The sequence below is a fragment of the Trabulsiella odontotermitis genome, from assembly GCF_001297775.1.
GTDB lineage: Bacteria > Pseudomonadota > Gammaproteobacteria > Enterobacterales > Enterobacteriaceae > Trabulsiella > Trabulsiella odontotermitis.
Window position 1 is genome coordinate 232,610 of the sequence record NZ_LIFX01000010.1, and the last position, 24,983, is coordinate 257,592.

The 24,983-nt window shown below is 39.6% G+C and carries 20 protein-coding genes and 5 pseudogenes; 17 read left to right on the top strand and 8 right to left on the bottom strand.

What is annotated here, in order from left to right:
• From AOY23_RS23020 to AOY23_RS14960, 6 genes and pseudogenes are all read left to right on the top strand, one after another.
• Window positions 1–1,803, top strand: coding sequence for an aldose epimerase family protein (locus AOY23_RS23020; RefSeq protein WP_235501656.1), 1,803 nt, complete (start codon window positions 1–3; stop codon window positions 1,801–1,803).
• A complete protein-coding gene (locus AOY23_RS14945; protein ID WP_054179551.1) occupies window positions 1,787–2,176 on the top strand; it encodes a YidH family protein in 390 nt (129 codons plus the stop codon). The genes AOY23_RS23020 and AOY23_RS14945 overlap by 17 nt, the downstream gene beginning before the upstream one ends.
• Window positions 2,176–2,454, top strand: coding sequence for a DUF202 domain-containing protein (locus AOY23_RS23225; protein WP_072171015.1), 279 nt, complete (start codon window positions 2,176–2,178; stop codon window positions 2,452–2,454). Before AOY23_RS14945 ends, AOY23_RS23225 begins: the two co-directional genes overlap by 1 nt.
• Window positions 2,455–2,503: 49 nt before the next feature.
• A pseudogene (locus tag AOY23_RS14950) lies at window positions 2,504–3,637 on the top strand (tyrosine-type recombinase/integrase); the annotation flags it as partial.
• A 109-nt stretch (window positions 3,638–3,746) separates the two neighbouring features.
• Window positions 3,747–4,591, top strand: a pseudogene (locus tag AOY23_RS14955) (DUF6387 family protein).
• A gap of 156 nt (window positions 4,592–4,747) precedes the next feature.
• The gene (locus AOY23_RS14960) at window positions 4,748–6,079 is read left to right on the top strand and encodes a DUF4062 domain-containing protein (RefSeq protein ID WP_054179552.1); all 1,332 of its coding nucleotides are present in this window, start codon (window positions 4,748–4,750) and stop codon (window positions 6,077–6,079) included.
• Between the two features lie 173 nt (window positions 6,080–6,252).
• Here AOY23_RS14960 and AOY23_RS14965 read toward each other — a convergent pair whose 3' ends face one another.
• Together AOY23_RS14965 and AOY23_RS14970 are read right to left on the bottom strand one after the other, a co-directional pair.
• Window positions 6,253–6,807 carry an SLATT domain-containing protein gene (locus tag AOY23_RS14965; protein ID WP_054179553.1) on the bottom strand — a complete coding sequence of 185 codons (555 nt, stop codon included), beginning with the start codon at window positions 6,805–6,807 and terminating at the stop codon, window positions 6,253–6,255.
• Window positions 6,800–8,113, bottom strand: a complete 1,314-nt coding sequence (locus AOY23_RS14970; protein ID WP_054179554.1) for a nucleotide-binding domain-containing protein — start codon at window positions 8,111–8,113, stop codon at window positions 6,800–6,802. The genes AOY23_RS14965 and AOY23_RS14970 overlap by 8 nt, the downstream gene beginning before the upstream one ends.
• 477 nt (window positions 8,114–8,590) lie before the next feature.
• Between AOY23_RS14970 and AOY23_RS21895 the strand changes: the two are divergent.
• The 9 genes and pseudogenes from AOY23_RS21895 to AOY23_RS15010 all read left to right on the top strand — a co-directional run.
• A pseudogene (locus AOY23_RS21895) lies at window positions 8,591–8,797 on the top strand (ISNCY family transposase); the annotation flags it as partial.
• Window positions 8,798–8,910: 113 nt separating this feature from the next.
• Window positions 8,911–9,186, top strand: coding sequence for an ECs_2282 family putative zinc-binding protein (locus AOY23_RS14975; protein WP_054179555.1), 276 nt, complete (start codon window positions 8,911–8,913; stop codon window positions 9,184–9,186).
• Window positions 9,186–9,665, top strand: a complete 480-nt coding sequence (locus AOY23_RS14980) for a hypothetical protein (RefSeq protein ID WP_054179556.1) — start codon at window positions 9,186–9,188, stop codon at window positions 9,663–9,665. The genes AOY23_RS14975 and AOY23_RS14980 overlap by 1 nt, the downstream gene beginning before the upstream one ends.
• A 435-nt stretch (window positions 9,666–10,100) precedes the next feature.
• Window positions 10,101–10,307: a helix-turn-helix transcriptional regulator gene (locus tag AOY23_RS14985; RefSeq protein WP_054179557.1), complete on the top strand. Its 207-nt coding sequence runs from the start codon at window positions 10,101–10,103 to the stop codon at window positions 10,305–10,307.
• Window positions 10,308–10,321: 14 nt separating this feature from the next.
• Window positions 10,322–10,630 (top strand): hypothetical protein, encoded by a 309-nt coding sequence (locus AOY23_RS14990; protein ID WP_054179558.1) that lies wholly within the window; start codon window positions 10,322–10,324, stop codon window positions 10,628–10,630.
• A gap of 299 nt (window positions 10,631–10,929) precedes the next feature.
• Window positions 10,930–12,129: a tyrosine-type recombinase/integrase gene (locus AOY23_RS14995; RefSeq protein WP_054179559.1), complete on the top strand. Its 1,200-nt coding sequence runs from the start codon at window positions 10,930–10,932 to the stop codon at window positions 12,127–12,129.
• Window positions 12,126–13,667 carry a site-specific integrase gene (locus tag AOY23_RS15000; RefSeq protein ID WP_054179560.1) on the top strand — a complete coding sequence of 514 codons (1,542 nt, stop codon included), beginning with the start codon at window positions 12,126–12,128 and terminating at the stop codon, window positions 13,665–13,667. Before AOY23_RS14995 ends, AOY23_RS15000 begins: the two co-directional genes overlap by 4 nt.
• Window positions 13,664–15,664 (top strand): integrase, encoded by a 2,001-nt coding sequence (locus AOY23_RS15005; RefSeq protein ID WP_054179561.1) that lies wholly within the window; start codon window positions 13,664–13,666, stop codon window positions 15,662–15,664. Before AOY23_RS15000 ends, AOY23_RS15005 begins: the two co-directional genes overlap by 4 nt.
• Window positions 15,665–15,677: 13 nt before the next feature.
• Window positions 15,678–16,076: a hypothetical protein gene (locus AOY23_RS15010; RefSeq protein ID WP_054179562.1), complete on the top strand. Its 399-nt coding sequence runs from the start codon at window positions 15,678–15,680 to the stop codon at window positions 16,074–16,076.
• A 421-nt stretch (window positions 16,077–16,497) separates the two neighbouring features.
• On the opposite strand, the gene AOY23_RS22815 is transcribed toward AOY23_RS15010, so the two are convergent.
• Window positions 16,498–16,650, bottom strand: coding sequence for a hypothetical protein (locus AOY23_RS22815; RefSeq protein WP_160316737.1), 153 nt, complete (start codon window positions 16,648–16,650; stop codon window positions 16,498–16,500).
• A gap of 726 nt (window positions 16,651–17,376) precedes the next feature.
• Between AOY23_RS22815 and AOY23_RS15020 the strand changes: the two genes are divergently transcribed.
• Window positions 17,377–17,784, top strand: coding sequence for a hypothetical protein (locus AOY23_RS15020; protein ID WP_054179564.1), 408 nt, complete (start codon window positions 17,377–17,379; stop codon window positions 17,782–17,784).
• Here the strand turns inward: AOY23_RS15020 and AOY23_RS15025 are convergent.
• A complete protein-coding gene (locus tag AOY23_RS15025) occupies window positions 17,781–18,041 on the bottom strand; it encodes a hypothetical protein (protein ID WP_054179565.1) in 261 nt (86 codons plus the stop codon). The genes AOY23_RS15020 and AOY23_RS15025 overlap by 4 nt on opposite strands.
• Window positions 18,042–19,150: 1,109 nt before the next feature.
• Between AOY23_RS15025 and AOY23_RS15030 the strand changes: the two genes are divergently transcribed.
• Complete coding sequence (locus AOY23_RS15030; RefSeq protein ID WP_054179566.1) at window positions 19,151–19,564, top strand: hypothetical protein; 414 nt, start codon at window positions 19,151–19,153, stop codon at window positions 19,562–19,564.
• Between the two features lie 560 nt (window positions 19,565–20,124).
• On the opposite strand, the gene AOY23_RS15040 is transcribed toward AOY23_RS15030, so the two are convergent.
• The 4 genes and pseudogenes from AOY23_RS15040 to AOY23_RS15050 form a co-directional block, all read right to left on the bottom strand.
• Complete coding sequence (locus AOY23_RS15040) at window positions 20,125–20,823, bottom strand: hypothetical protein (protein WP_054179568.1); 699 nt, start codon at window positions 20,821–20,823, stop codon at window positions 20,125–20,127.
• 60 nt (window positions 20,824–20,883) lie between these two features.
• A pseudogene (locus AOY23_RS15045) lies at window positions 20,884–22,018 on the bottom strand (hypothetical protein).
• 155 nt (window positions 22,019–22,173) lie between these two features.
• Window positions 22,174–22,829: pseudogene (locus AOY23_RS23230) on the bottom strand (restriction endonuclease); the annotation flags it as partial.
• Window positions 22,830–23,014: 185 nt separating this feature from the next.
• Window positions 23,015–24,553: a methyl-accepting chemotaxis protein gene (locus tag AOY23_RS15050; protein WP_054179569.1), complete on the bottom strand. Its 1,539-nt coding sequence runs from the start codon at window positions 24,551–24,553 to the stop codon at window positions 23,015–23,017.
• Window positions 24,554–24,983 lie beyond the last annotated feature (430 nt).

Here is a 24,983-nt window from a genome sequence, read left to right on the forward strand (position 1 = left end):
ATGAGTGTCTGGCCGCTTGAAAACGATCGCTTTCTGGTTGCAGTGCACGCGACAGGCGCTGAGCTATCCAGTATCCGCGATAAACTTGCTGGTCGTGAGTGGCTGTGGCAACCGCGGCCAGGCGTCTGGAATAACTCGGCCACCATGCTGTTTCCGGTGGTCGGGGCGCTTGTCCATGAAGGCGTCCGGGTTGACGGACAGTTCCTGCCACTATCGGCACACGGCTTTTTGCGAGGTCAGACATTTACCTGCATTGAGCAGAGTGTTAATCACCTGGTGCTGGAAGCCCGGGCCACACCTGAAACTCTGGGTCTGTGGCCATGGTGCTGGCGGGTTCAGCTACAAATCGCGTTGCATGAAGACGGGCTCAGTGTGAGACAACATGTCTTTAATGATGACCTTCAGTCTTTCTGGTATTCCATTGGCTGGCACCCGGGATTCGCACTGCCAGTGGCCAGCAAAACGGGCTGGCATGTTAAGTTTGGTGAAAAGGCTGTCAGAGGACCCTTTACGACTCGTAACAGAATGCTGGTAACGGAAGGTCAGAATCAGAAAGTTACGTCCTTTCCGCTGACAGAGGCATCCTTCCGTGATGGCGCCATTTACTTCGGCGACTGCCAGCAGCAACAGGTCCTGATTTGCTCACCTGACGGAACAATTGTCATGACGCTTGAAACAGCTGAACACGACTGGCTGGCACTCTGGAGCGTCCCTGGCGCTGACCTGCTCTGTATCGAGCCACTCGCCGGGACGACCGATGCGCCTGATTTTGACGGAAATGCAGAGAATAAGCGCGGAATACGACATCTTGCGCCGGGTCAGAGCCAGGTATTTAGCGTCAGACTGCGCTTTGCGGTGGACGCACATGCAGGGATTGACAGAATACCTGTTATTTTTCATGCAAAAGGGTCAGGTGCTGCAATGAGCGTAAATCGCGAAAATGTGCGGGTGTATATCAGTAATGTACTGGGTGGACTCGGTGAAACGGACCAGCATATTGCCCGGTTTATTCTGGAGCAATCTGCGGCAGTGGCGCAGATGCCGGTGCGTAAACTGGCTGAAGCCATGTCGGTCAGCGAAGCAACTATCGTGCGCTTTTGCAAAAAAATTGGTTATACCGGACTGCTTGAACTGAAAGCGGCCCTTAAACGCGAGTTGCTGGACGATCGCGAACAAGTGTTACCATCTTCCCCGGATATTTTCCTGGATGATACCCGCAACGATGTGGCGCAGAAGATTGCCATGACGGTGGAAACTACCCTGAATGAGACCATCGGTCTGCTGGATATGAAAGTGGTCAACCCGGTGGTCGAAAGGTTTCTGACAGCTAACCGTGTTCTGTTCGTAGGTTTTGGAGCTTCTGGTCTTTCTGCAATGGAAGCTCGTGACAAAATGAACCGTCAGGGCATTGATTCGGAAGCCTACACCGACCGTTTCACCATGACTCTGAAACTCGCCAACCTCAAACCCGAAGACCTGGTGGTCGCGTTTTCTCACTCTGGCGAAACGCCGGAAGTGGTGAATGCTTTCCGGCTGGCCAAAAAAGCGGGGGCACAGTGTCTGGCCATAACGCACAGCCCACAGTCACCGCTGACTGAACTGGCGGATACCTGGTTGCTGACCAGTGGCAGCGCTGGCCCCTACCAAGGCGACTCGATCGCCACCCGTATGTCACAGCTCTTCATAATTGAGTTTTTGTGCACAGAAATCACTCGGCACAACCTTCGCGACAGCGCATCAACCGGACTGTCGATTAAAGAATTACTGATAAAAGAAAGGATTAAACGTGAGTCTACAGGATAACAGTCAGTCAACACACCCAAAGGGTAAGTGGTGGCTTGCCGGCAAAACCCCCGATTACCGTTTTACGCTCGCCAATGAACGTACTTTTCTTGCCTGGATCCGTACTGCTCTGGCGCTGATGGCGGGCGCTGTCGGCATCGAGCAGTTCGCCCCCCAAATATCTTCTGCTGAACTGCGTATCGGCATCTCAATGCTACTCCTGGTAGCTGCGTCAGCCATGGGGTTTATGGCATGGCGACGCTGGCGCCGGAATGAGTATGCAATGCGTCTTGAAAACAATTTACCCTACACTCGTGCGCTGGTCATTCTGGCGGCGCTTATGATCTTCCTGGCAATATTGCTGGGAGTGTTACTGTGGCAGGGAAGACCATAGTGAGAAGAGATCCGGGCCTGCAACCGGAGCGTACGCACCTGTCCTGGCGCAGAACTGGCTGGTCGATGGTTGTGCCGGGGTTACTGTGCCTGCGGGGCTGGAGTCATACCGGAAATGCGTTATATGTGCTGTCTGGGATATTGTTGCTAAGTGGCGCTATTGCGATGTTTTGTGGTATCGCTAAACAGCGGCATAACCTTGTATCACTGATTATTGTTGTTACCGGCGTGTTGCTCGTATTGATGTTGCTATCTCAAGTAAATATAGGGAGACCCTGACCGCTTTCCCCGCATTTAAAATGCATGATGTCTGGTGCTGATATACTAGCGGTTTCAGTATCGCTTTAGCGGCAAGCAAAAAGTATTAGCACTAGGGGTTTATCCTACGATTTCTCTCGCTGATGCTCGCAGAAAGCGTGATGAAGCCAGGAAGCTCATTTCCAATGGTATCGATCCTTCTGAGAAAAAGAAGGAAGACAAGATTGAGCAAAGTGGGGCACTGACTTTCGAAGCTGTAGCCAGAAACTGGCACGCAAACAATAAAAAATGGTCAGAAGATCATAGTAAACGTGTACTAAAAAGTTTGGAAGATAACCTTTTTCCCTTCATTGGCAAACGCAACATTGCTGATCTGAAGACTCGTGATCTTTTGGCTCCGGTTAGGACTGTTGAGATGTCTGGGCGCATTGAGGTTGCTTCTCGTCTTCAGCAGCGTACAACAGCAATTATGCGCTACGCTGTTCAAAGTGGCTTGCTCGACTACAATCCGGCGCAAGAGATGGCTGGAGCTGTAGCGACGGCTAAACGCATTTATCGTCCCGCTCTAAATTTTGATCGTATTCCTGAACTGCTGGGGCATATCGAATGCTATAAGGGGAGAGAGCTGACCAAACTGGCTGTCCAGCTCACTTTGTTGGTATTTATCCGTTCAAGTGAATTACTTTTTGCCCGTTGGTCGGAAATCGATTTTGAAAATGCAATGTGGACTATCCCGGCTGAACGAGACCCACTACCTGGCGTGAAGCATTCTCATCGTGGTTCTAAGATGCATACACCCCACCTTGTCCCGTTAAGCCGCCAATCACTTAAAGTCCTGGAAGAAATTAGAGAAATCAGTGGTGATCGTGAGTTGGTTTTCATTGGCGATCATGATCCACGTAAACCTATGAGTGAAAATACGGTAAACAAAGCGCTGCGTGCTATGGGCTATGATACGAAAGTAGACGTTTGTGGGCATGGCTTCAGAACTATGGCGTGTAGTTCGTTGATTGAGTCAGGCTTGTGGACAAAAGATGCAGTAGAGCGGCAGATGAGTCATGTGGAACGTAATTCTGTGCGAGCGGCTTATATCCATAAGGCTGAGCATTTGGATGAGCGTAGATTGATGTTGCAATGGTGGGCCGACTATCTTGATATTTTGCAAGTGCGGTACGTATCACCATTTGATTTCAAAAGGGAATAGTTCCCAAAATTTACATTATTGTCAAAATGCCTCCTGCTTAGGCAGGAGGGTTTTCCATTTTCTACGCAACAGCATATGATATGGTTACGTATCATTCATGGTAGATAATATGAAAAACTGGAAACCGGAACATAACAAAGAAATTCAGACTTGGTTTAATATAGATACTTATCGTCGCTTCGAAGAACTTACACTGATTAGGTTCTTCCATGAATTGTGGGCGCGCACATTGTTCTTCAAAAGTTACCGGGAAAACTTTGAATCTAGGGTTTTGATGGGCTACTTCGAAAAAATCTTTAGTGGCAACCCGTTTCTGATTGAGGAAAAGCAACTCAGCTATATGACCCCGGATAACCGTTTGTTTCAGCCGTCCCATTTCTTTCTCACCACACTTGAACGATTGGCAGAACTAAGTATCATCGCAATGCAACGGGGTAATTATGTATGGCATGGTGATGATAGGTATTCCATCAATGGAGAAATACAGGAAGAAGCTCTCTTAGAGAGTTTGCCTGATCAATTCGAAAAAACGGTTATGCTGGAAATTGATCTCTCAAGTGGTACAGACGAAGAAATTGCAGAATCACTCAAAGCAGCATTACCACAATGGCGTAAGTACATGGAAATAGATGAGAACCCATTAGACTCGGTTCGTTTCGGGTATGGGACGATAAAGAAGCTTATCAATTATCGCATCATACCTATGCTTGACATCCTAGTTTGGGCTGAAATAAAAAAGGTTCGGATCTCTGACGACAGATTATCTAGATTATTGTATGCAGATGATATCGAAGAAAGTGAAATGCGATTATCACAGCAAATTAAAGATACTGACCGACCTCTTGCCCTTAAAGCCTCAACAATTGACTTCATCAGGCAGTTTCATTTTTTATAAACAAGAACAATCATTTGAAAAAAATGAAAATTTCTGATGTAATTAAACTTACAGATTAATGTTAATATAACATACCTTTATGTTTGGATACAGCAACCTCAACCGGTTGTTTCTATTATAAAATACGATTTTGGTTTTCGCTGGTTTACTATGAAAGTTAAAATATGTAATTAATGCTCAAAAAGTATAGCAATTAAGAGAAATGCGAGGTTATCTTGGAATCTACTAAATATCAAGTTTTCCTGAGTTCCACATATTCTGACTTAGCAGAAGAAAGAGAAAGTATTATAAAAGCTATTTTGGAAATGTATCATATCCCTATTGGGATGGAGATGTTCAGTGCTGAAGATGAAGACCAGTGGGAAATTATCAGACGAACGATTGAAGTTAGTGATTATTATATTCTTGTTTTAGGTTTAAGATATGGCTCAAAAACATCAGATGGCATTAGTTTCACACAAAAAGAATATGAGTATGCCTTAGAAAGAAAGATACCTATTCTTGCGTTTGTCATGAAAGACAATGTGCCTCTACCAATAGATAGAAGGGACGATGATCTCTCAGAAATTAATGGATTTAGAGAATTGGTGTTAAGAAATTCAAAAATGGCTCAATTTTGGGAGACAAAAGACCAACTTATAAAAAGCGTATCAATTTCATTGATGAAGCAGATCATGCAGAAACCTGGGATAGGATGGATTCGTGGTGATAAGGCAGATATCGATGGAGCGCTTTCAAAAGAGTTAACATCTTTGAGTAAAGAAAACAGAGAATTACGAAAAAGAGTTTTGGATCTTGAATCAAAAATTTCATTTAGAAAGCCATCGATCGATGTTTCCATAAATAAACCGACTATCGATGAAAATTTCAATTCATATGAAATCCTAACGATGCCTGATGTTTTGAGGTTACAAAATGTGCCATCACATTTACATGAGTATATCTCTGAAGATGACATAGAGGAATATAATAGGGAGATTCCAAGTCAAAATGAATTATTTAATTATAATAAAGAAATTGAAAGATTTTATAAGATAAATAATTATTCCTCAGCACTTGAAATATTAGTGTCTAATATAGGAAGTATAAAAGCAACTAATGTATATATAGATATCGAATTTCCTGATGCTTTTTTCATTTATGAGAATGATGACACATTCAGTGAGCCTGAATCGCCTCTTCCAGTTAATCCTATAATTCGAGCGAAATCGGAATATAGTAAAAATAAATATATGCAAAATTCTGCATTATCCCGTTTACAGACACAGTTAGGTGGTGGTTATAGTGTGATGGATCGTTTTCCATCTTTGAATAATAATCTATCATTTCTGAGTAAAATTCCACCTATTAATCAAAAGTGGTGGACAAAACTTGATGGAAGAAAAATTACGATAAAAATTGATAATTTATTACACACGAGAGAGTCATCATTTGATGATGAATACATGATAGTTCCTTTAACAACAGGAAAGCATATAATTGAGGTCAGGATTATATGTGAGGAATATGAAGAAATAGAAACTAGATATATTGAAATTGATATATAAAAAATTCATGTGATTAATAGTGTACACCTGATCCGACAGAAACTTGTAGAAATAATCGGTAACTGTCAGGTCAGGTCTGAGCTAAAACAGTTGAATTAGTGAAATTTGTCAAGCTGAGTATTAACTATCATATCTTATAATTCTCACTCATGTTAAGTTTTTAGGCTATAAGTTCAAGACCGCTTTAATTCTTTTGGTAAAAAGGCATCAATTTCACTATCTGAAAAAGTCATATCCTCCAGTTCCTTTAGAGCCTTTTGCGCGGCTATATAAGCTTTGTAATTTGTGCTCGGAGAACCTGCGTATACAGACTGTAATTCTTTTGTAAGTTTATCTCTTTTTTCTCTTATTTTATCAAGGGATATATCCCCAATACGAATATCAGTCAACAATGAAAGATATTCTTCTCTTATAATCCATAGATCACAGCCAGCTTGCCGATGCTTTTGAGCTAGTTCTCCTAAATCATAATTTTTAGTATATGTATTTAAAATCAAAAGGATGGTTGAGAGGACAACACTGATAATAGCGCTAACGTTGCCCTTGTCAAAGAAAGTTGAAACTATTCCACCTGTAACTAATGCTGACACGACTATTTGCCATAATTTTATGTTTTCATGCTTACGGATAAGTATGTCAGCACATTTTTCATGAGTTTTATGGGAGTAAACGACCCGTCCGTAACATTCTCTTATCTGCCCTTCAAGGATTAAACGGTCTTCATTCATCACGGTTCCCCTCGATTACTATTGGTACATGAATTCTATCTTTGGCAACGACAACTCCGTCTTTAACACAATAGCATTCGACAATGTGATCCCCACGAAAATTGGTGGACTCTATTTTCTGTCTCATCCCGGCATCTGCAACTATTTGTCCTCGAAAATTATTTTTTCTCTTTGCCACTTCACCTCTATTCAATACTTTCCAGTATATATCATAAGGTTGTATAACTGAAATCTCTTTCACCTCAAACTTTAAATCCTTTTTATTTCGTAGAGGAATATGTCTTGAGATCATATCACGCAGAAAAAACTCTCGAAAACCATTTTGTTTCACTTCACAATCAATTTTTATGTTTTCCTTAATATCCACAGGGAATTTATCTTCGATAAATTCTTCTGTGTTTTTCCATGTTGCGTGGGTATGGATCGAAAGGGATGCCTTTGATACAGTTTCAGCTTTCGGGAACGGGCGACCATAGACCTTTTTCCATTTATCATTTTCATTCGATTGACCGTTAGCATCAATTGCTTCAAGACACAGATGGTATGCTTTTTTAGCTTTCTTTTGAAATTTTTTCTTAACTTTCACTCGTTGACGACTGCCAGGGGCTGAATACTCAGTTTGTTCTTCAAGTTCATGAATATACTTGAAAAAATCTCTACTTAACCAATCATAATAGTGATAGCTCTTATCATCATACTCAGTTGTTGAGTTTAGAAAATTGTATACCAGAGTATCAATCAGAAGCCCTCCCATAGCTAAGCCATGTTTGTTACGCCATGCCCTTATCATTTTACATAACCGACGGAGGTTGCTATTTTTGTTTGCGTCAAGGTTATTTATAGCTGTCATTTCAGCTCTGGGCTTCGTTATTTTCCAACTGCCACCGTTTTTCGTGTCAGGATATTTATAACTACAATCCTCTTGTTCAAAAACAGGCTGAACTTCAACATGGAAATTGGTATAAGTTACAGTAACAACAAGTCTGTCCACACGAACTTTCGTCGTCGGATACCTTTTTAATATCGCTGATTTGACATCTTGAAGTAGTTCTAATTGTTTACCGTCTTTGTAATTATCCCATTTTGATTTAGGCATAATATATAGCATATCTAGATCTGAAATACCTCTGATTCCCGTTTTTCTCCCAAATGAACCCACTTGTAAAGTATTTGCTGTATTAGATTCGGTATCTCTGAACTGTTTGTTTAAAGCAGTGGTTAATTCACCATAGCGAGAGCTGATTGTTTCTGCATTATTGATAGATAAATTTGATATAAACCCTGAAAACATTTCAGATATAGTCATCGAATGAACTCCTCACTCTTAGATTTTTTGTTTATGTACGCTAAGGGTTTGCTACAACTTCACTTTGGATTTATGCTGTATGAATAAACAGTTATCTTAGCATAACTTATTCGAACGTTCAGGTGTTTATTTTTATTCATTAACATAATGATCTATAGTTATTTTTATGTAATATGCCCTCTGATCCGACTTGGCGGCACTCCCTACAGAAAAGGCATCAAAGCAGGTCAAAGCGGCATTTCATTTTTTTTCGTGGTCGCCGTATTTACATCAACGAAGGAAAGAACGCAAGTTAATCAATCTGTATCTACTTGATTAACATAGAATATGTCATCAACTTCCGCTTCTGGCAGAAAGCTGCCATATACAATAAGTTGAAGGGACGCTGTGAGGGAGAAGCGGAAGCTCACAATTGTCGCTACAGCCGATAGGGGCACTACTAACATTGGCGTATCGTATTGAAAGGGGAAAGGTCACCTCGGTCGTACACTCGAATTTATTAAACTGGTTCAGGATAAGCGTGACAATAATCGTTCACAGGCAATACCTGCCGGTGATGGCCCATCACGGCGACGTAGAAAACCAGCAGAAAAGAAATCCCAACGTTCGCTGAATGGTGACGATATGCTCGATGCGTTGAAGACATTACAGTCACGTTCTGAGGAAATGTTTGATACAAGGTAATAGCTTCAGTGTTAAGATATTTAAGGAGAATCTAAGTGAATCTCCAAAGTTTTAATCCAATAGCATCCATATTGTCAGCAACTAAAAATGGTATATAAGAAAGGTGAAAATAGATGAAATTGAATCCTGAAAAATATAATAGAAAAATCACTCTATTATGTCCTGTATGCGGGAACTCAGAAATGGAACATGCCGAAGATTCGGAGATCGTCAAATGCATAGGATGCGGGAAAATATTCCCTTACGATGAGTTAATCCAAGAAAATGGCGTAAGTATTGATGCGCATGTTAATGAAGTAAAAGAAGAATTGACGAAGGATATACAAAAGCAGTTTAACGACATACTGAAGAAAGCTTTTAAGGGAAGTAAAAACATAAGGATCAAATAATGACTACAAGTGACGTCATCGCTTTAGGTGCGCTTGCAGTATCAATCTACACCATCATATCATCCGAGCTTAAATCAAGAAAAAGCGATAGAGAACAAAAGGTTATTAAAGATGAGCAAGATAGATTACGTAAGTTGCTTCTGGAAAAAGAAACAAAGTCAGATATCAATGAAATGAAGGCTGAGCTTGGTGCTCGCTTGGTAAAAATAGCCAGAAACAATTACAGGCTAAAAATATACAATAGAGGCAAAGTCGAAGCTAGGAATTTAGAAATTCACTTTCCTGATAATGATGGTGATGAATACCTTGTAATATCGGATGTAGAAGACAAGTTCCCATATGAGATACTGCATCCGCAACACGGAATTGAGATCATCGCGGGACTAAGTTTCGGTAGCAAAACCAAATATCGAATAAAACTCATATGGGATGATGATTATAAGAGGAGAAATGAAGAGGAGTTTTTCATTTCAATATGAATTAACTCACTCAATGACTGTATGCCAAAAAGGCCGCTGTGGAAGATATTTCTCAGCAGCCTTTTCAACTTTGCTGGCAGAGGGGGCGGACATCTGAACTTAGCTTTGACACTGCTTCCGTTGCTGGTACATAACCGCCGACTATGAAGTCGCGTATAGCCCAATAATGTCATTGTCGCTGCAACAGCGATATCCAACTGTGAGATTTAACTTGGCTCATCATTACCCTCATCAAGTGATGGACGCAGCCGTAGACACTCTTTCTGCAAAACTGGGGAAGTTCAGGTAATGTGAAATTCCCCAGCTCTGGATAGCACCAACTTCGAGAAACCCATCCTACATAACAATGGTGAACCTCCGCCTCAGGAGTTTCACTCCTTTCTTTTCCCGACGAATCGTATAGTGGCTCCATCGCAACGACAAGGGGAAAACAAAATGAAAAATGAACCAACCCGTCTCATCCGTCTACCAGAAGTCCTCGCTCGAACCGGTTACGGCAAGGCATGGATCTACCACCTGATTAGCGAAGGCCGCTTTCCGCAGCCGGTCAAGATTGGACTTCGCGCTATTGCCTTCGTTGAAAGTGAAGTCGAGGAATGGATTCAGTCTGTTATTGAAACAACCAGAAAAAATGTTGCCTGAATGGGAGAGAGAAAATGAATATTAATGACTTTGCAAAATTTGAAAACTATGAAGCTATCATCAGTGATGGTATCTTTGAGGATATTTTTTATATGGACTATGTTGATGAGATTGAACTAACAGAAGAGAATGAGAAATATATTGAATGGTTAAGCTACTTCTTTGTTGCGGAAATGCAGGATGTTTTGGATGAAATTAGTGAACTGGATATGCTTGAACAGATTTCTGTTTTTGATTTTTGGTTCAAAATCATTCAGTCAAGAGATGAAGTTGAAGCACTGGCAAGAACTATTATCTATTATAAATCAGGAATGCCTGTTTGATATAATGAAAGTGAGTTAAGTGAGTATCTTAAAAAGTAAAATTTAAGGGATAAATTATATTTATTTTCACTAAACTCTTTACAAATATATTTCATGTGCTTTATTAGTAATGTATTGCGAGAGAAAATTTAGTATCAGGTATATAGAATAGGTATTATATATAGCTAATCCTAATCAGTAAATTAATTTGTGGAGCGATACTGATTAACAGTGTCGACCATTTTTAAGTGTAAATTATTTTTGAAAACTAAAAATCAATATGTTAGAGATATATATGATTGTAAATAACTGGAGGCTTAATGAAAAAAACAAATATAAATACATTTATTATGAGTAGTGGTGAAAGATTTTGTTTGGTTCTTGATAAAGAAACGGGTGTGCCTCTTTTCCACTCGACGTTATATATAACAACTCAGGTCAGAAACCAAAGTGATTCCATATCTACAGTAGAACTCGTTGCCGGTGCTATATCTTTATTCTGCAATTTCCTGTTTGACAGAAATATTGATATAGAGGAACGACTCCGCACAGGAGAAAACCTTGCTATTCATGAAATAGATGCTCTGAGGGATTATTGTGAGAGGAAAGTAAGGCTGAGAAAGTCTTTACCTTATGACATTCAGAAAGAGAGACTTGTAAACAGTGCAACGAGACATTTCAGGTTAACCCATATAGCGAGTTATCTGACTTGGTTAGGGGAGAGATTGAATCTGAAACAGAGTAATACAAGTGAGATGGTAGAAAGAATAAAACAGAGGCGACCGAAACTAAGAAGGAGATCAAGAAGATATAAGCAAGACAGATCTCTCGATGAAAAACAGATAGCATCATTACTTGAAATCACAATGCCGGGATCTACACTGAATCCATTTAAAAAGGATGTTCAAGTTAGAAACAGGATTATTATACTTATTCTCTATTCGCTGGGAATACGTTCCGGTGAACTTCTAAATATCCGTATTACTGATATTAACTTTAGAGATTCAAGTCTTGCAATTCGCCGTCGAGCTGACGATAAAGAAGATCCTCGAATTAAACAACCTCTGGTGAAAACACTGGAAAGGAAACTTTCATTATCTGCCCCATTGGTCAAAGAAATACACAACTATATTACCAATATTCGCAGAAATTTCAAAAAATCCAGAAAGCATGAATATCTCTTTGTAACCCACAAATCAGGTCCCACCCAGGGTATGCCTTTGTCATCGATGGCATATCATAAAATAATAGATTCAATCAGAAATGCGGCACCTGAAATCAACAGGCTTACTGGTCATAAACTCAGGCACACCTGGAACTATGAATTCTCCAGGAAGTTAGATGCAATGCCAGATCCTATAAGCGAAGCCGAACAGGAAGATATGCGTTCTTCCCTGATGGGATGGACTCAGGGTTCAAAGACAGCGCAGATATATAACAGAAGATTCATTGAGAATAAGGCCCAGACTGTGGCATTAGCACTTCAGGAAGACATTAATAAAAAGGGAGATAGAAAATGAGAACTATATTTAATAAAACTACAGTTAAAGAATCGTTGCCAGCCAGAACGAATGGTTATTACTTTTCTATAACAGATGATATATGGATTCTCGATGGAAACCACCAGATTAACACAAAAGCTGTTACTGATATTTTGGATGATAACCTTAAGGAAGGTTATCTGAATACTATTGCTTATTTTTCGAGATATTTTAGTGCAAGTTTTAGTTGCAGCCTACATGGTATTTTTCTCAAGTTTATTAGAAGTGAAAGATGTTCAGTTATTAATAAATCTGCCGTATTGAATTTTAAAATGAAAATGGATGGAACGGGTAGAGATTTAAGCTGTTTCAGAAGGTTTATCGGAAAATGGCACTCCCTGGGATACAGTGGTATAGAGCAGGACGCTATACAAATAATGCAGATATGGCGATTCCCTGGACCAACTCTGGGAGACGTTGTTAAGAGAAGAGACCCAAGACTGGGACCTTTAACAGACATAGAGGTACAGAGTTTTAACGATGGTGTGATAAGAGCATATGAGAAAAAAGACATTTCTCTTCTTATGTTAACTATGGCACTGTTAGTCAGTCATACCGGGCGCAGACCTGTACAGCTTCTCCAGATGAAAATCAGAGATATAATGAAGATCTCAAAAGAGAATAATGATATTTATTATCTTGTGAATATTCCGAGGATTAAGCAGGGTTTAGACTTCAGGGAGGAGTTCAGAACATTCAGGATTACCAAAGAGCTTTATAAACTTGTCTGTAAACAGGCTAACGAATCAATAACCCTGTTATCTGTTTTTATGGGAAGAGACCTTACTGCGGAAGAGATGAAAGATGTTCCTCTTTTCATTTCTACTGTCAAATTTCGTTTGATAGATACGAAACTAAGTTTGGGGGATTATTTAAAAAATGACAAGTTACATTATTACAGAGGGAAAATAAATAAAGTTTTGAAAAGTATTAGTAGGAAGGAAAAGATCTACTCAGAACGAACAGGAGAACTTTTATATATAAGTGCAAGGAGATTTCGTTATACGCTTGGAACACGAGCGGCAAAAGAAGGTTATGGAGAAATAATCATCGCAGAGTTACTTGATCATTCAACCACTGATAATGTAGGGATCTATGTTCAGAACAATGTGGATAATGCTTATAAAATCGATAAAGCGGTGGGAAAAGTTCTGGCAGATATCTCGGATGCTTTTAAAGGACAAGTAAAGCGCAGAGAAGATATAGGTTATGAGATAACACCATTAGTTAAAATAAAAAGTCATGATGGTGGAGATGCCGGGAGTTGTCAGCAATGTTCGTCATGTTCAGCCAATGTACCTATCCCTTGTTATACCTGTATGCATTTCACTCCGTGGCTGAACGGACCACATGAAAAGGTTTATGAGTATTTAATCAGTGAAAGAGAGCGAATATATAATACAACACAGGACAGAAAAATGACTGAATCCCTCGACAGGACCATTATTGCTGTGGGGCAGGTTGTAAATCACTGCAAAGCTATGAGGGATTTAGAACAGAGGAGAGAAAATATATGAAAGCTAATAATTTATTATTTTTCAGAACAAAGCAAAAAGTGAATGCTGAATTAAATTTGAAAGAATTTATCAGATTTTGCAGGTTTGAGCTTACTGCTACAGATAGAGATTTGAGCTGGGAATCCAATTGGTGGAAAGGCATCGCTATTTTCAATAAAATAAATATAACTCATAAAAGAGAACCAGACAAAAAAGAGCTGCTTGATGATGAATTTATTGATTTTGCTAAAGCTTATATGAAATATCAGTTAGTTTTAACAAAGTCCAGATGGAAGTTATCAACTTCTATAGTGGTTTTAAAAGTTATTGAGCAGACTTTATTGATGGTCAACAAAAGTGCAGATATAACTAGGGTTAACATTTCAGTTCTGGATGAAGCTGCATTAACTATTAAGCATTCCTATAAGAAGAGAACTGCCTATGACTATGGACAGGAACTTCAGAAGTTTGTCGGCTTTCTCAGTGAAAACGGTTTCCTGGAAGCTGGAACTCTCTCATGGCTGAGTCCGGTTAAACCAGAGGAACAGTCAAATCGCATATCCAGTAAAGCAGAGGAAGCCAGGATAAAAAAGCTGCCAGATGAAACAGCTTTGAATGCAATGGCCGAGATCTTTTCCTTACCGGACGATGAGCTTAGTGAACGAGACCTTTTCACTACTTCTGTGTTTGCTCTTCTGATGTGTGCTCCTTCAAGGATTTCTGAAATTCTGGCTCTGTCATGTGATTGTGAAGTCAATGAAACCGACTCGAAGGGTGTCCAGAAGTATGGCCTCAGGTTTTATTCCATGAAGGGGTATGGAGCAGATATAAAATGGATACCAGAAGTAATGGTTCCTGTCGCTAAAAAGGCAATCGAAAGGTTGAGGAAACTTTCAAAAAATGCCCGTGAGTTTGCACTGTGGGTAGAAAACAATCCTGAGAAATTCTTCAGAAGAGATCACTACCCGGACATTGCGGAAGATGAAGTATTAAAACCAAATCAGATATGTGAACTGCTGGGTTATAATAGTGACAGTAAAGAGGGGAGGATAAAATATCTGTATCAGGTAAATATTTATGATTGTAATGAAACATACAGTATGAAATCCCTGTGGAAAATTATCATGTCAAAGTTACCATCAGGTTTTCCATTCTATTATAAGGATATAAAATACAGCGATACGCTTTGCCTGTTGAACGTTAATCAGTTAGATAAAGTTAAGATAACAATAATGTATGAATTACAAAAGCCCAGCAAAAATATTTTCTTACCAGACATTTCAGTGACTAACAAGGAACATGTCAGGTTCGAAAATATATTTACCAGGCATGGCTATGTTAGCCCGGATGGGAAACCTTTACACCTGAGGAGTCATCAACCACGCCATTTTCTTAATACCATTGCGCAACGAAACGGGATGTCTAACCTGGATATAGCCAAATGGTCTGGCCGTGCGAAGGTTTCCCAGAACAAAGTTTATAACCACGTATCTGAGGACGAAATGCTTCGTAAAGCCGAGGCACTGGATATCAGTTCCATTGGTTCACAGGCTTTCATGATCGATTCTGTGGAGCCAAACCTTCCTGTTACGGAGGGCATGATCAATCTTTGGGAACACGGGGCAATTCATACTACTGAGTTCGGCTACTGTGTCCATGACTACATGATGAGTCCCTGTGATAAGTTCAGAGACTGTATCAACTGCAACGAACAGGTCTGTGTGAAGGGAGAAGAAGAGAAGCTCCAGAGGCTCAAAGAAAGGTTGAACATGACGGAAGGGCTTCTCTCCAAAGCAAAAGAGTCGATGACGGAAGAAGAGCTTGGCGCTGACCGCTGGGTTAAGCATCATGAATCGACGCTATCACGACTGAAAGAACTTATCTCAATTCTTTCTGACGATGCTATACCTGATGGTTCACGAATAAAACTGGGAGGTGAAAGTTTTACTCAATTGGGGCGAGTACTAAATAAATTTGAAAATCTAGAAAACAAAGAGAATACTAATTATATAAATTAAAATGGGAGAATATATGGCAAAACATCTGAATAAAAATGATATAGCTATAATAATAAATGTGATTGTGCTGTGGGATGAAGATAAAATCACCTGGGATGGGATATGTGCGGCTGTCGAGTCATTGATTGGTAAGAGACCGACAAGACAGTCTCTGAATATGAATAAGGACATCGTTGCGGCATACCAGATCAGGAAGAAAGGCATCAGAGCTACAGACAATGCCATCAGGCGACCAGCGAATCTGAAGATCGCAGCTGCGAGAATCGCTAGTTTAGAAAAGCAGCTTTACCATCTGGAAGAGATAAATAAGAATTTAAAAGAGCAGTTCATCCGATGGCAATATAATTCATACAAATATGGTTTGAAAGAACATCAGCTAAATGAAAATATGCCGACTATCGACAGACTTTGATGTTTTATAAAATGAGTAAATTTGGGGAACATCATATAATATTTTCGATTTTTGAATTTATACTACGGGTAGTAAAACGCGAGAATATAGCAACTTAAAGCCTCAGCAGATGTTGAGGCTTTGTATTACTTCTACATTATCATTAACAGATATCCAATGATAAAAAATGAGAAAAAGATGATGAATCTTTGCCACGTTTTAATGGTTTCAAACCAGTTTACCAGTTTTTTTGCTTTAAATAATATTTTCTTTGCACGAAATAAACGGATGATGAAGTTATTTTCATCATATTTATTTATCTTGTTTGAAACATTCAATATTCGATGTAGCGCATATACAAACGCGACAAGAAATGTTAGTGATGAAGCATGCAATGTTTTATCGAAAGCATAACATTGATAAGCTGCAATGACTAGTAATATTACTGTGAACACAGTCCAGGCAGAAATTCCATACCTGCTTGCTTTATCGTCTGTGGTTTTATTTTCAACTGATGACTTTTTTTATCGTTTTTATTTTCTAAATTTATTTTATTTTTTGGTTTGATTTTAGGCTCATCATATGAGGGTTTCATTTGAGTATCCATGCAATAGTGTGTAAGAAACTCCGATTTTAACGAAGAATAATCTTGTTAACAACAGAATTCTCACTATTTATTTCAAGACTTTTATTACCTCCCATTTCATTTATTAAAAAATAACAAGTATATTTGATAAGTTAATTTTTATATGATAAGTAATGGAAGATATTAATATAATAACTTGGAGGTGCGTAGTGTGTGATTATAAGGAAAAGATGGTGAGGGTATATAAGATAAGTTACAGATATTGGTTTTCTTTGCTTGTTATGATCTCATTTCTTACTATAGCGAAATATAGTATATATATAGATAATCTCAAATACTTACTTTGTATCCCACTATCCATCATATGCCGAGATTTTGCTGACTGGTTAGCACCAAAAGACCAGACTTCAAAATATTTCTGGTGGGGTGTTTTTATTGCGTTATATTTTACTCTATGCTTATGTTTTTTTGTTTTTGAGTTGTAGTATTTCTGTGTTTTTTGATACTAGGAAAATAATTAAATTGTTAACTATTGACTTGTTTAATCTGTTTGATACTAATATCTATATAAAATAATAAGCACAAAAGTTAATGAGTTTTGATAGAAGTATTATGATACAAGAAATTATGGTAAGTAATTTTTTAACTGCATGCTGATTTCAGATGAATATAATTGATTCAAATTAAAGTGCTGGTTTGTGCTTAAGAATGATAACGAAGGAGGATTTGAATAAAATGAAAAGAAATTACTCTAAAGACGTCATTAAATTGCTTACTGACGCTACCCCAGATGATATAGATAGTAGAATTGTTGGAAAGATAATTGTAGAACTCTATATGGCAGATATGAAAAATAAAAAAATGCGCTATTTGTTCTGTAAGACCGTGTCGAAAATGAAACCGGATGATGTGAAATTTACTCTCATATGGTTAAAACACAGATGTTTTAACATGCGTGTAGAATTTCTTCCTGAGGATGCAAAGGTTATTGGGCAATCAATACTTAGGAAAATATTTTATAGGGAAGAAGAGGCCAAGATTAGAGAGTACAAGGATGCGATAATTTATGCCTTGTTTGATGATAGTACTTATCTGCATTTATTTATCAAGGAGTCCACTTCTCGATACCCGACATATAGTTAGTTTTTGGAACCCGGATGCCTGATCTTTGATGTGGACTTATCTAAGCTTTGTTTAATCTCTTCGACCTCCAACGATACATCGTACTCTTTGTTCAGGTCAGCTACTCGTTGTTCTGCTTCATGAGGCAAAGCATAGAGACCAGAGAGAACGACTCCTGCTTCTGAATCATAAACAGCCCATTTAGGCTCAATGACGGAATCTGAATCGGAATCGTCAATCTCTTCGAATTTAACAATGACAGATCTATAGCGAGGCATTATATCTCGCTCCATGAAGATACTGGTGCAGGATACCACACAGCGATAAAAAACTAACTACCTTCGCTATTCAATTCACTACATTGTGTTACGCTAACGCGCTCCTAGAGGGGTTTGATGTGCAATGGCTATCCAACCCTGTCCTAAATGAAAAACCGTTGCCTGTAGATGAGGTATGGATAGCTGGGGGCTATTTAATGTTGTCGAGATCCAGGCGCTGCCACCACCACCCAATGCTTGATGCCCTGCTTATGAACCGCGAGTGATTTGAGCGATATATCAGCCACGGCGCTGTTCCTGTACCGGCGAACGAACAGGAAGCTAGACCTGATGGTTTGCTTGGTAAACAAGCCGATTTTTTATCGCTACTAACCAGCCTGCCATGTGGTTGTCCGGGAGTCGAAGTATCAACAGATGGAATCGTTGAAGAGATGCTGGTCAGAAGGCGGAAAGGATTTTAGATAAAACCAAAGACCCCGCAGGTATCTGGAGACCAGCGGAACGCAGAAATGAAACCCTACCGGGATGGTCTGAAATGATTAAACTGTTCCGGCACTCGCTTCTGCTGGTGGTCGTGGTGATTGTTGGCGCTGTGCTGTATGTCCTGCTGGCAATTGGCAGAGCAAAGCTTGCATTTGGTACGTAGTTGGCTCATCCCTGAGCCCACGGGTAGTACAACTTTTATCTAGGTGGACTAAAGTCCATGAAAGTGTAGAGGATATCTCAGGTTTGGCAAGCGAATCGGCTAATGATCCCTCGTATCAAGTACTTGGCGCAACAAGAAGCAAAGAAACAAGTAATTCACAAGGCAGCGGTCATATGGACTGAAGGTGTCTTCAGAGAAAAGAATCTGGCCGACAGGGAGAGGATATATGCTTCGTTTCATTGTGACGTCTGATTGATTTTGAGTACGTTACTGTTGCTGCTTATGCGAGTTACGGAGGTTATCCAGTGACTCGCGGAGTGGCATTCCGCACCGCAACACTCATTACAGCCCCATGTATTTGCATGGGTTTTCTTCTATTAATTATGCTAACCTATTGACAATTTAAATAAATCCTTTAATTGTTAATTGTCAGGATGACAAAACTAATGCAAGGAAGCATTTTATGATAAAGAATAATTATAATTTGATGGAAAGGTATTTGCTTTTATTGGACAGATTCGTTGAGAAGCTTGGTGAGTCAGGCTTTTCAGAACGTGAAATTGTAGAAAAGTCATATCTTTTTTGTGCTGGTTTTTATATTAAATATAAAAGCGAAATAGAAGGCCTAACGTTTTCGAACAGAGATGTGGTGTTAACTTTCTTGCTGTTCTCGTATTACAGTTATATCAACAAGTTAGATGATAACCTACTTGATAAAGAACGAATGAAACGTGTGTGTTCTTCTCTTATTGACTTTATCGTAAGCAACAGTCAACGTACTGAGAAAGTCTATCTCCAGGAGAAAAAGAAGTATGAGTCAACATCATTAAAAAAAGATCTGGATAAGATGGCAAAAAAAAGAAGATATGGGTTATGATAAATCAATCAGCCAGTAATTATGAACTATTGGCTGATTTTCCATCGATAAAAAAGTACATGCTTATATGTATGAGAAAATCTATCAGATTGAATATATTTTATTTCTCTGAGTTAAATCAAATCTTGAAATATGTTGTATAAAAAAACATAATACTACTCCTGATTTTCTACTGACATGTTCATCTAAAAATATCTATTCAATTTATTATTATCTCACAACGCCATAAACCCAGATCAGCGAGTCCATAGATGTGATTATGATTCATGATAAATTTTAAGCTTAAATGCTGTTGCCCTGAAACGAATCTGGTAGTGAAAGATGGAGACTATAACGGATAGGCATCTTCTCATCTGGTTTATCGTTAAATAATATCGTATACACAGGGAAAGCCGGGAATAGCAAGCTTACACAAGTGATAAACACTTCTTCAAAGAAGGTAATCAGAAAAAAGAGTATTTCATTTACTTCTGTATGAATAAAATTGGGATTTTCCCCTTTTATACCCCACTTAGGAAGTGACAACTCACGACCATTTTCGATATTAAAATTTGTCACTACTATAATGGTTGAGCAGTGGTCGCAGCATGTTCCTGAGAATCTCTCAGTGAAAAAATATGAGTGCACATAGGCAAATGTTCATGAAGAACCTGGATCAGGTCTTTTGCATTAGTATGCTCAGACTCGACTTCTTTCAATAGCTTGTCAATACGTCCATGTTTATTTTTAAGGGGTAAAAACATGTTAACTAACACAGAAGTTTCCTGTATACATCTTTTGGCTACAATCAAGAATCCGGTAGCGAATCCGTCAAGGTTTTTTATTTGAGGAAAGTAAGCATGTGCTTTTCCATTCATAATACTCTTATTGCTTTCAAATTTTCGTATTTCCTTTTCCAGTTCCGATGAGTATGATTGCAGAGAAAGTAAATACTCTAACAAAGTATCCCTGATATCACTGACCTTATTAAGGATGGCAATACGCTTAGGATCCTGCTCCGAAAGCAGTTGTTTTAAAAAGTTATTAGCAAGTAATACTGTATTGGCAACTAATGGATTAGATGCACCAAAATCAGAAATCTTGGTATAGACCCATGGTATATCCTGATGATCTCTTGTCGGATCTATAGTGTCTGGACTCATTATTTTAAAAGTGGATTTTTCGGTAAATATCTGCATTGTATCACCGAATTTTATCATCGCTAGAATGTCACCAGTTTCGCTCTCAGGTAAACTAAAAGATACAGCATCATCACGCATAGATTCTCTCCAATAACTGTATATAAAACTCTTGTTTAGGAGCCAGTAGATATCGTGTCCTCAGAGTGAGCTTTTCTTTGCACCTTCTACCTCTTCCTTACAAATATCAATGTTTGTGAATGAATACTGAAGAAAGATGTATCCATGTGCGGCGTCGTTCGCTCTTGCTTCTATAGATATAGAACTGATGTTATTTTTTAAGGGGGTCTCACTGGAACCTTTCCATTCTGCAGATAAAAAACGTTCCTTTTTATTTAATCCCATCATCCAGATCCTGCGGATCTTTCCAGATAGAACCTGAAAGCAGAAAATCAGCTGTTTTGGGGCTGCCATAGAGAGATGTTAATGAGTTACTTAAATCTTCGAATTTTGACTGCAGTGCGAGTCCATAGCTATCAGTGTCGATATTCTTACCTATAGCCCGGATTTCACATAACCCAGCCTTTGGTGATATCAGAAGCCCGTAAATTTCAAAATCAGAATTTGGTTTAGGTAGTTTTTCAGAAGTATAAAGATTGACGCTCCCTTCAAGAGGTTTTAGTTTCGTACCAATCATATCCTCGATATTCTTCTGAGAGAGGGCAGTCTCTAAACCGAAGGGGCCTTCCGCTGGTGGGAGTAGTGGTTGAGTATGTGGCGCTGGGGTTTCTGATTCAGAGCTGTTCTTTGCTATGTTTTCCGGTTCTGCCTTTAACTTGCTTTCAACAAGCCCATACTTGGCCGTCAGGTATTTCTGTTGCAGCATCGCCATGCTTTGCTCTTGAGTTGCAACAGTTGATAATTTCAGTGCCTGAACCAGACCACCACTGTACTGGCTGGCATCAGCCCTGGCTTTGTTGATTTGCACATTCAGATTATCAATTTCGGTTTTGATTGAAGACGCAAGCTCTGGATCAGGCTTAAGGCTGGTGACAACAACGTCAATTTTTGCTCCTGATTCAATAGCATTGATACGTTGTTCCAAAAGAGCCTTATTAGTTTCTAAAATTTCCAATCTTGCGGCGGTCAAATTCTTTATTAATCCACCTGATAGTTGCCTTGCCACTTCCTTTGCTTCCGAGATTTGACTCTCGGTTTGAGACAATTCGGTTTTTAATGCCGCAATCTCTTGTTTTTGCTCAGGAGTTAACTCTTTCGGTCCACACCCCGTTAACAGAGTAATTGCTACTAAAGTCGCAGCTAAAGCCTTATTCATATCTTTATCCTAATAAGTAAAAGGTTAAGATTAATCCTAACAGGCAAGTCTATCCAGTTAAACAGTCTTTTGAGATTGCAGGCCAGGAGCAGAACTCATTATGGAGATATTGTTCTTAATCAGAGCATGCTCGATGGCATCGCGCATGCCACTCTTTCTGCATTATCATAAAATTCAATCGATGAAAACTCTATCTTATTGCTCCAAAGGTAAAACAACAGCAAAGAGAGGTCTGCCCGAAAGGTTGCCCCAGCCTCGGCTATCTAGGATCTCAGAAATTCTGTAAATGTATCTTTAATATGCTTTTTGACTTCTTGAGCAAAACCATAATAAAGAGCATTAAAAGACGTTGTCAGCAATAATTTATCTAACAACATTGGTAATTGCTCAAGCTCGCTGAAACTTTTTCGCACCAGTACTTCCCTGAATAAGCGTAACTCTGAGTAAATACCATTATCCTCTGAGTAACCTCTCTCTGAGTTTTTTCATGAGAAAATCTGGACGTATAGATAAAGTTTGTAAAGTACGGTTCCTTAAAACTGGAGTATTTTTCTAGAACATTTTCAAGCAAATTATTGAGTTGTGATTGTTCTTTCTTTTTCCCAAATAGGTCTTTCAACATACCTTTCGATTGGTATTGAAACTCAGGGTAGAAAGATGGGTTAAGGGGAGTCATCTATTGTACATCAGATGCCGGTGTTGGAGAGGTTCTTGTACCCCATGGATATGATGTTGCTGGCATTATTCCTGAACACTATGGGCAGTTAACTTCGAAGGATATTTTATTGCACGAATAGCATTGGTAAATCATCACAATCTCCCTTGTGCTGCTCAATTCACTCTTTAAGCGATAGTTTTTGTACCCTCTGACACTGGAATTGAGTTTAGACTGAATCGCTACGTTGAGTATACAAGTGATTAATATGTTAGTGATGGTGCTTTCTGTCTGTTTTTTTAAAGCGCCAGTGTTTCTGACGCTTTATTGCCAATCCGGGTTTACTTCAGACCGTAAGTTGACACTGCATCCTGCAGCCTTGAGCTTCTGGACATCAGGTCGCGCGTTGAGCTGGCTGATTGTGCGACCATTGCACTATTATCCTGAGCCATCAACTCAACCTTCTCAACAGAACCGTTAATGAGTGTCAGTGCCGCTGTCTGCTCTTCCGTCGTGTGATAAATCTCATTTATCATGGACGAAACACGTGATACTTCGGACCGGATACTCTCGATATGACCACTGGCTACTTCAACTGTTTTTTCGCCAGAGGCTACTGTTTCCACAGTTGTGACAATGAGCCCTTTAATTTCTGCCGCAGCAGAGGCTGAATGCTGGGCCAATTTCCGAACCTCGCTGGCTACAACAGCAAAACCACGGCCATGTGATCCTGCCCGGGCTGCCTCCACTGCAGCATTCAGCGCAAGAATATTGGTCTGAAAAGCAATATTGTTGATGACACTGATAATATCAACAATCTTTTCACTGGCCTGAGAGATTGACTTCATCATGACCTTTGTTTCGTTCATGGCAGATTCACCTTTCCCGGCAGAGTCATCAGCGGAGGCAGCAAGTTTTACTGTTTCGGCAGCTGTATCCGCACTCTGGCGAACGGCGGCCATCAGTTGTTCAGTCGCCTGAGCAGTATGCTGAAGATTCGCCAGTGTTTCAGTTGTACGTGTATTCAGTTCTTCTGTTCCAGCCGCCAGTTGCGTGCCAGCCACTGACATTTCTCTAATCTGAACATCCGTATCATTAACCAGTGAGTAAAGACGGATCCCAACCTGATTGACGTTACGCAGTAACATGCCAATCTCATCAACCCTGTCGAGTCTGGGAGAGGCGGGTTCTCTACCTGTTGCCATATCTTTAAGATGATTAAGTACCATACTCACTGGTTTGCTGATCTGTTGACGTAAAAACCAGTCCGACAGAAGGAAAGCGATTACCATTGTTCCAGGTAACATCCAGACAGAACTGCTCATAAAATTCCCCAACAGACTCATAAGCAGTGCCCCCGCAAGAGCGAGTCGCATACGCGTCTGAACCGATATCTTTTTGAACAAAGATAAAAAGGAAAATAAACCTTTCCTGACGACAACACCTTTATGCAGTTTTTTCCCGCGTCCTCCTTTCTCTTTCAGGTATTCATACAACTGTTCTGCCTGTTTTACTTCCTCCGGGAGTGGTGTATACCGGACGGACATATACCCAAAGAGCTGGTTCCCTTTATAAAGAGGGGACATGTTTGCCCTGACCCAGTAGTGGTCACCGTTCTTTCTACGGTTTTTTACAGTACCTACCCAGCATTCTCCTTGTTTAAGTGTGCTCCACATATCACGGAATGCTTCCTGTGGCATATCCGGGTGTCTCATAATGTTGTGTGGTTGTCCCGTCAGTTCATCCTGAGTATAGCCGCTGGCCTCAATAAACGCTGAGTTTGTATAAGTTATATGGCTGTGAATGTCTGTTGTGGACATTAGTACGATGTTTTTATCCAGTACATACTCGTTTTGAGTTACCGGAGTATTAGTTCTCATGATAATTATCCTGAATGAGTGATGTAAGTATCATCTGGCATTGTTTTTTTGTATGCATATAGTTGTAATAAAATTGCCACAATGAATACTCAAGTGAGGCATTTTGTGTTCCGAACAAACTTTTACCTGTGTAAGAAGAAAGGGAACTGAATAGAGCTGATCAAACTGGCTTGTTTTTATATCACATGAAAATAACTCTCGTTCTTTATCTATTTTATTGTAAAATGCTTCTTATAACTGATATCTGACGCCCCATCCTTTTGACGTTGTGTTTTGGCTAAACGCAAAGGAAGTATTAGATACGCAGAAACAATATTAATAAGCACGAACAACACCAGTGTCAGGAAGATCTGATTCTTCCTGACAGATTGGTTGTATAAAGTCTTATAAGCAATGGTATGAGCCTGGAGTTCCGGAATGAAGCCAAAAC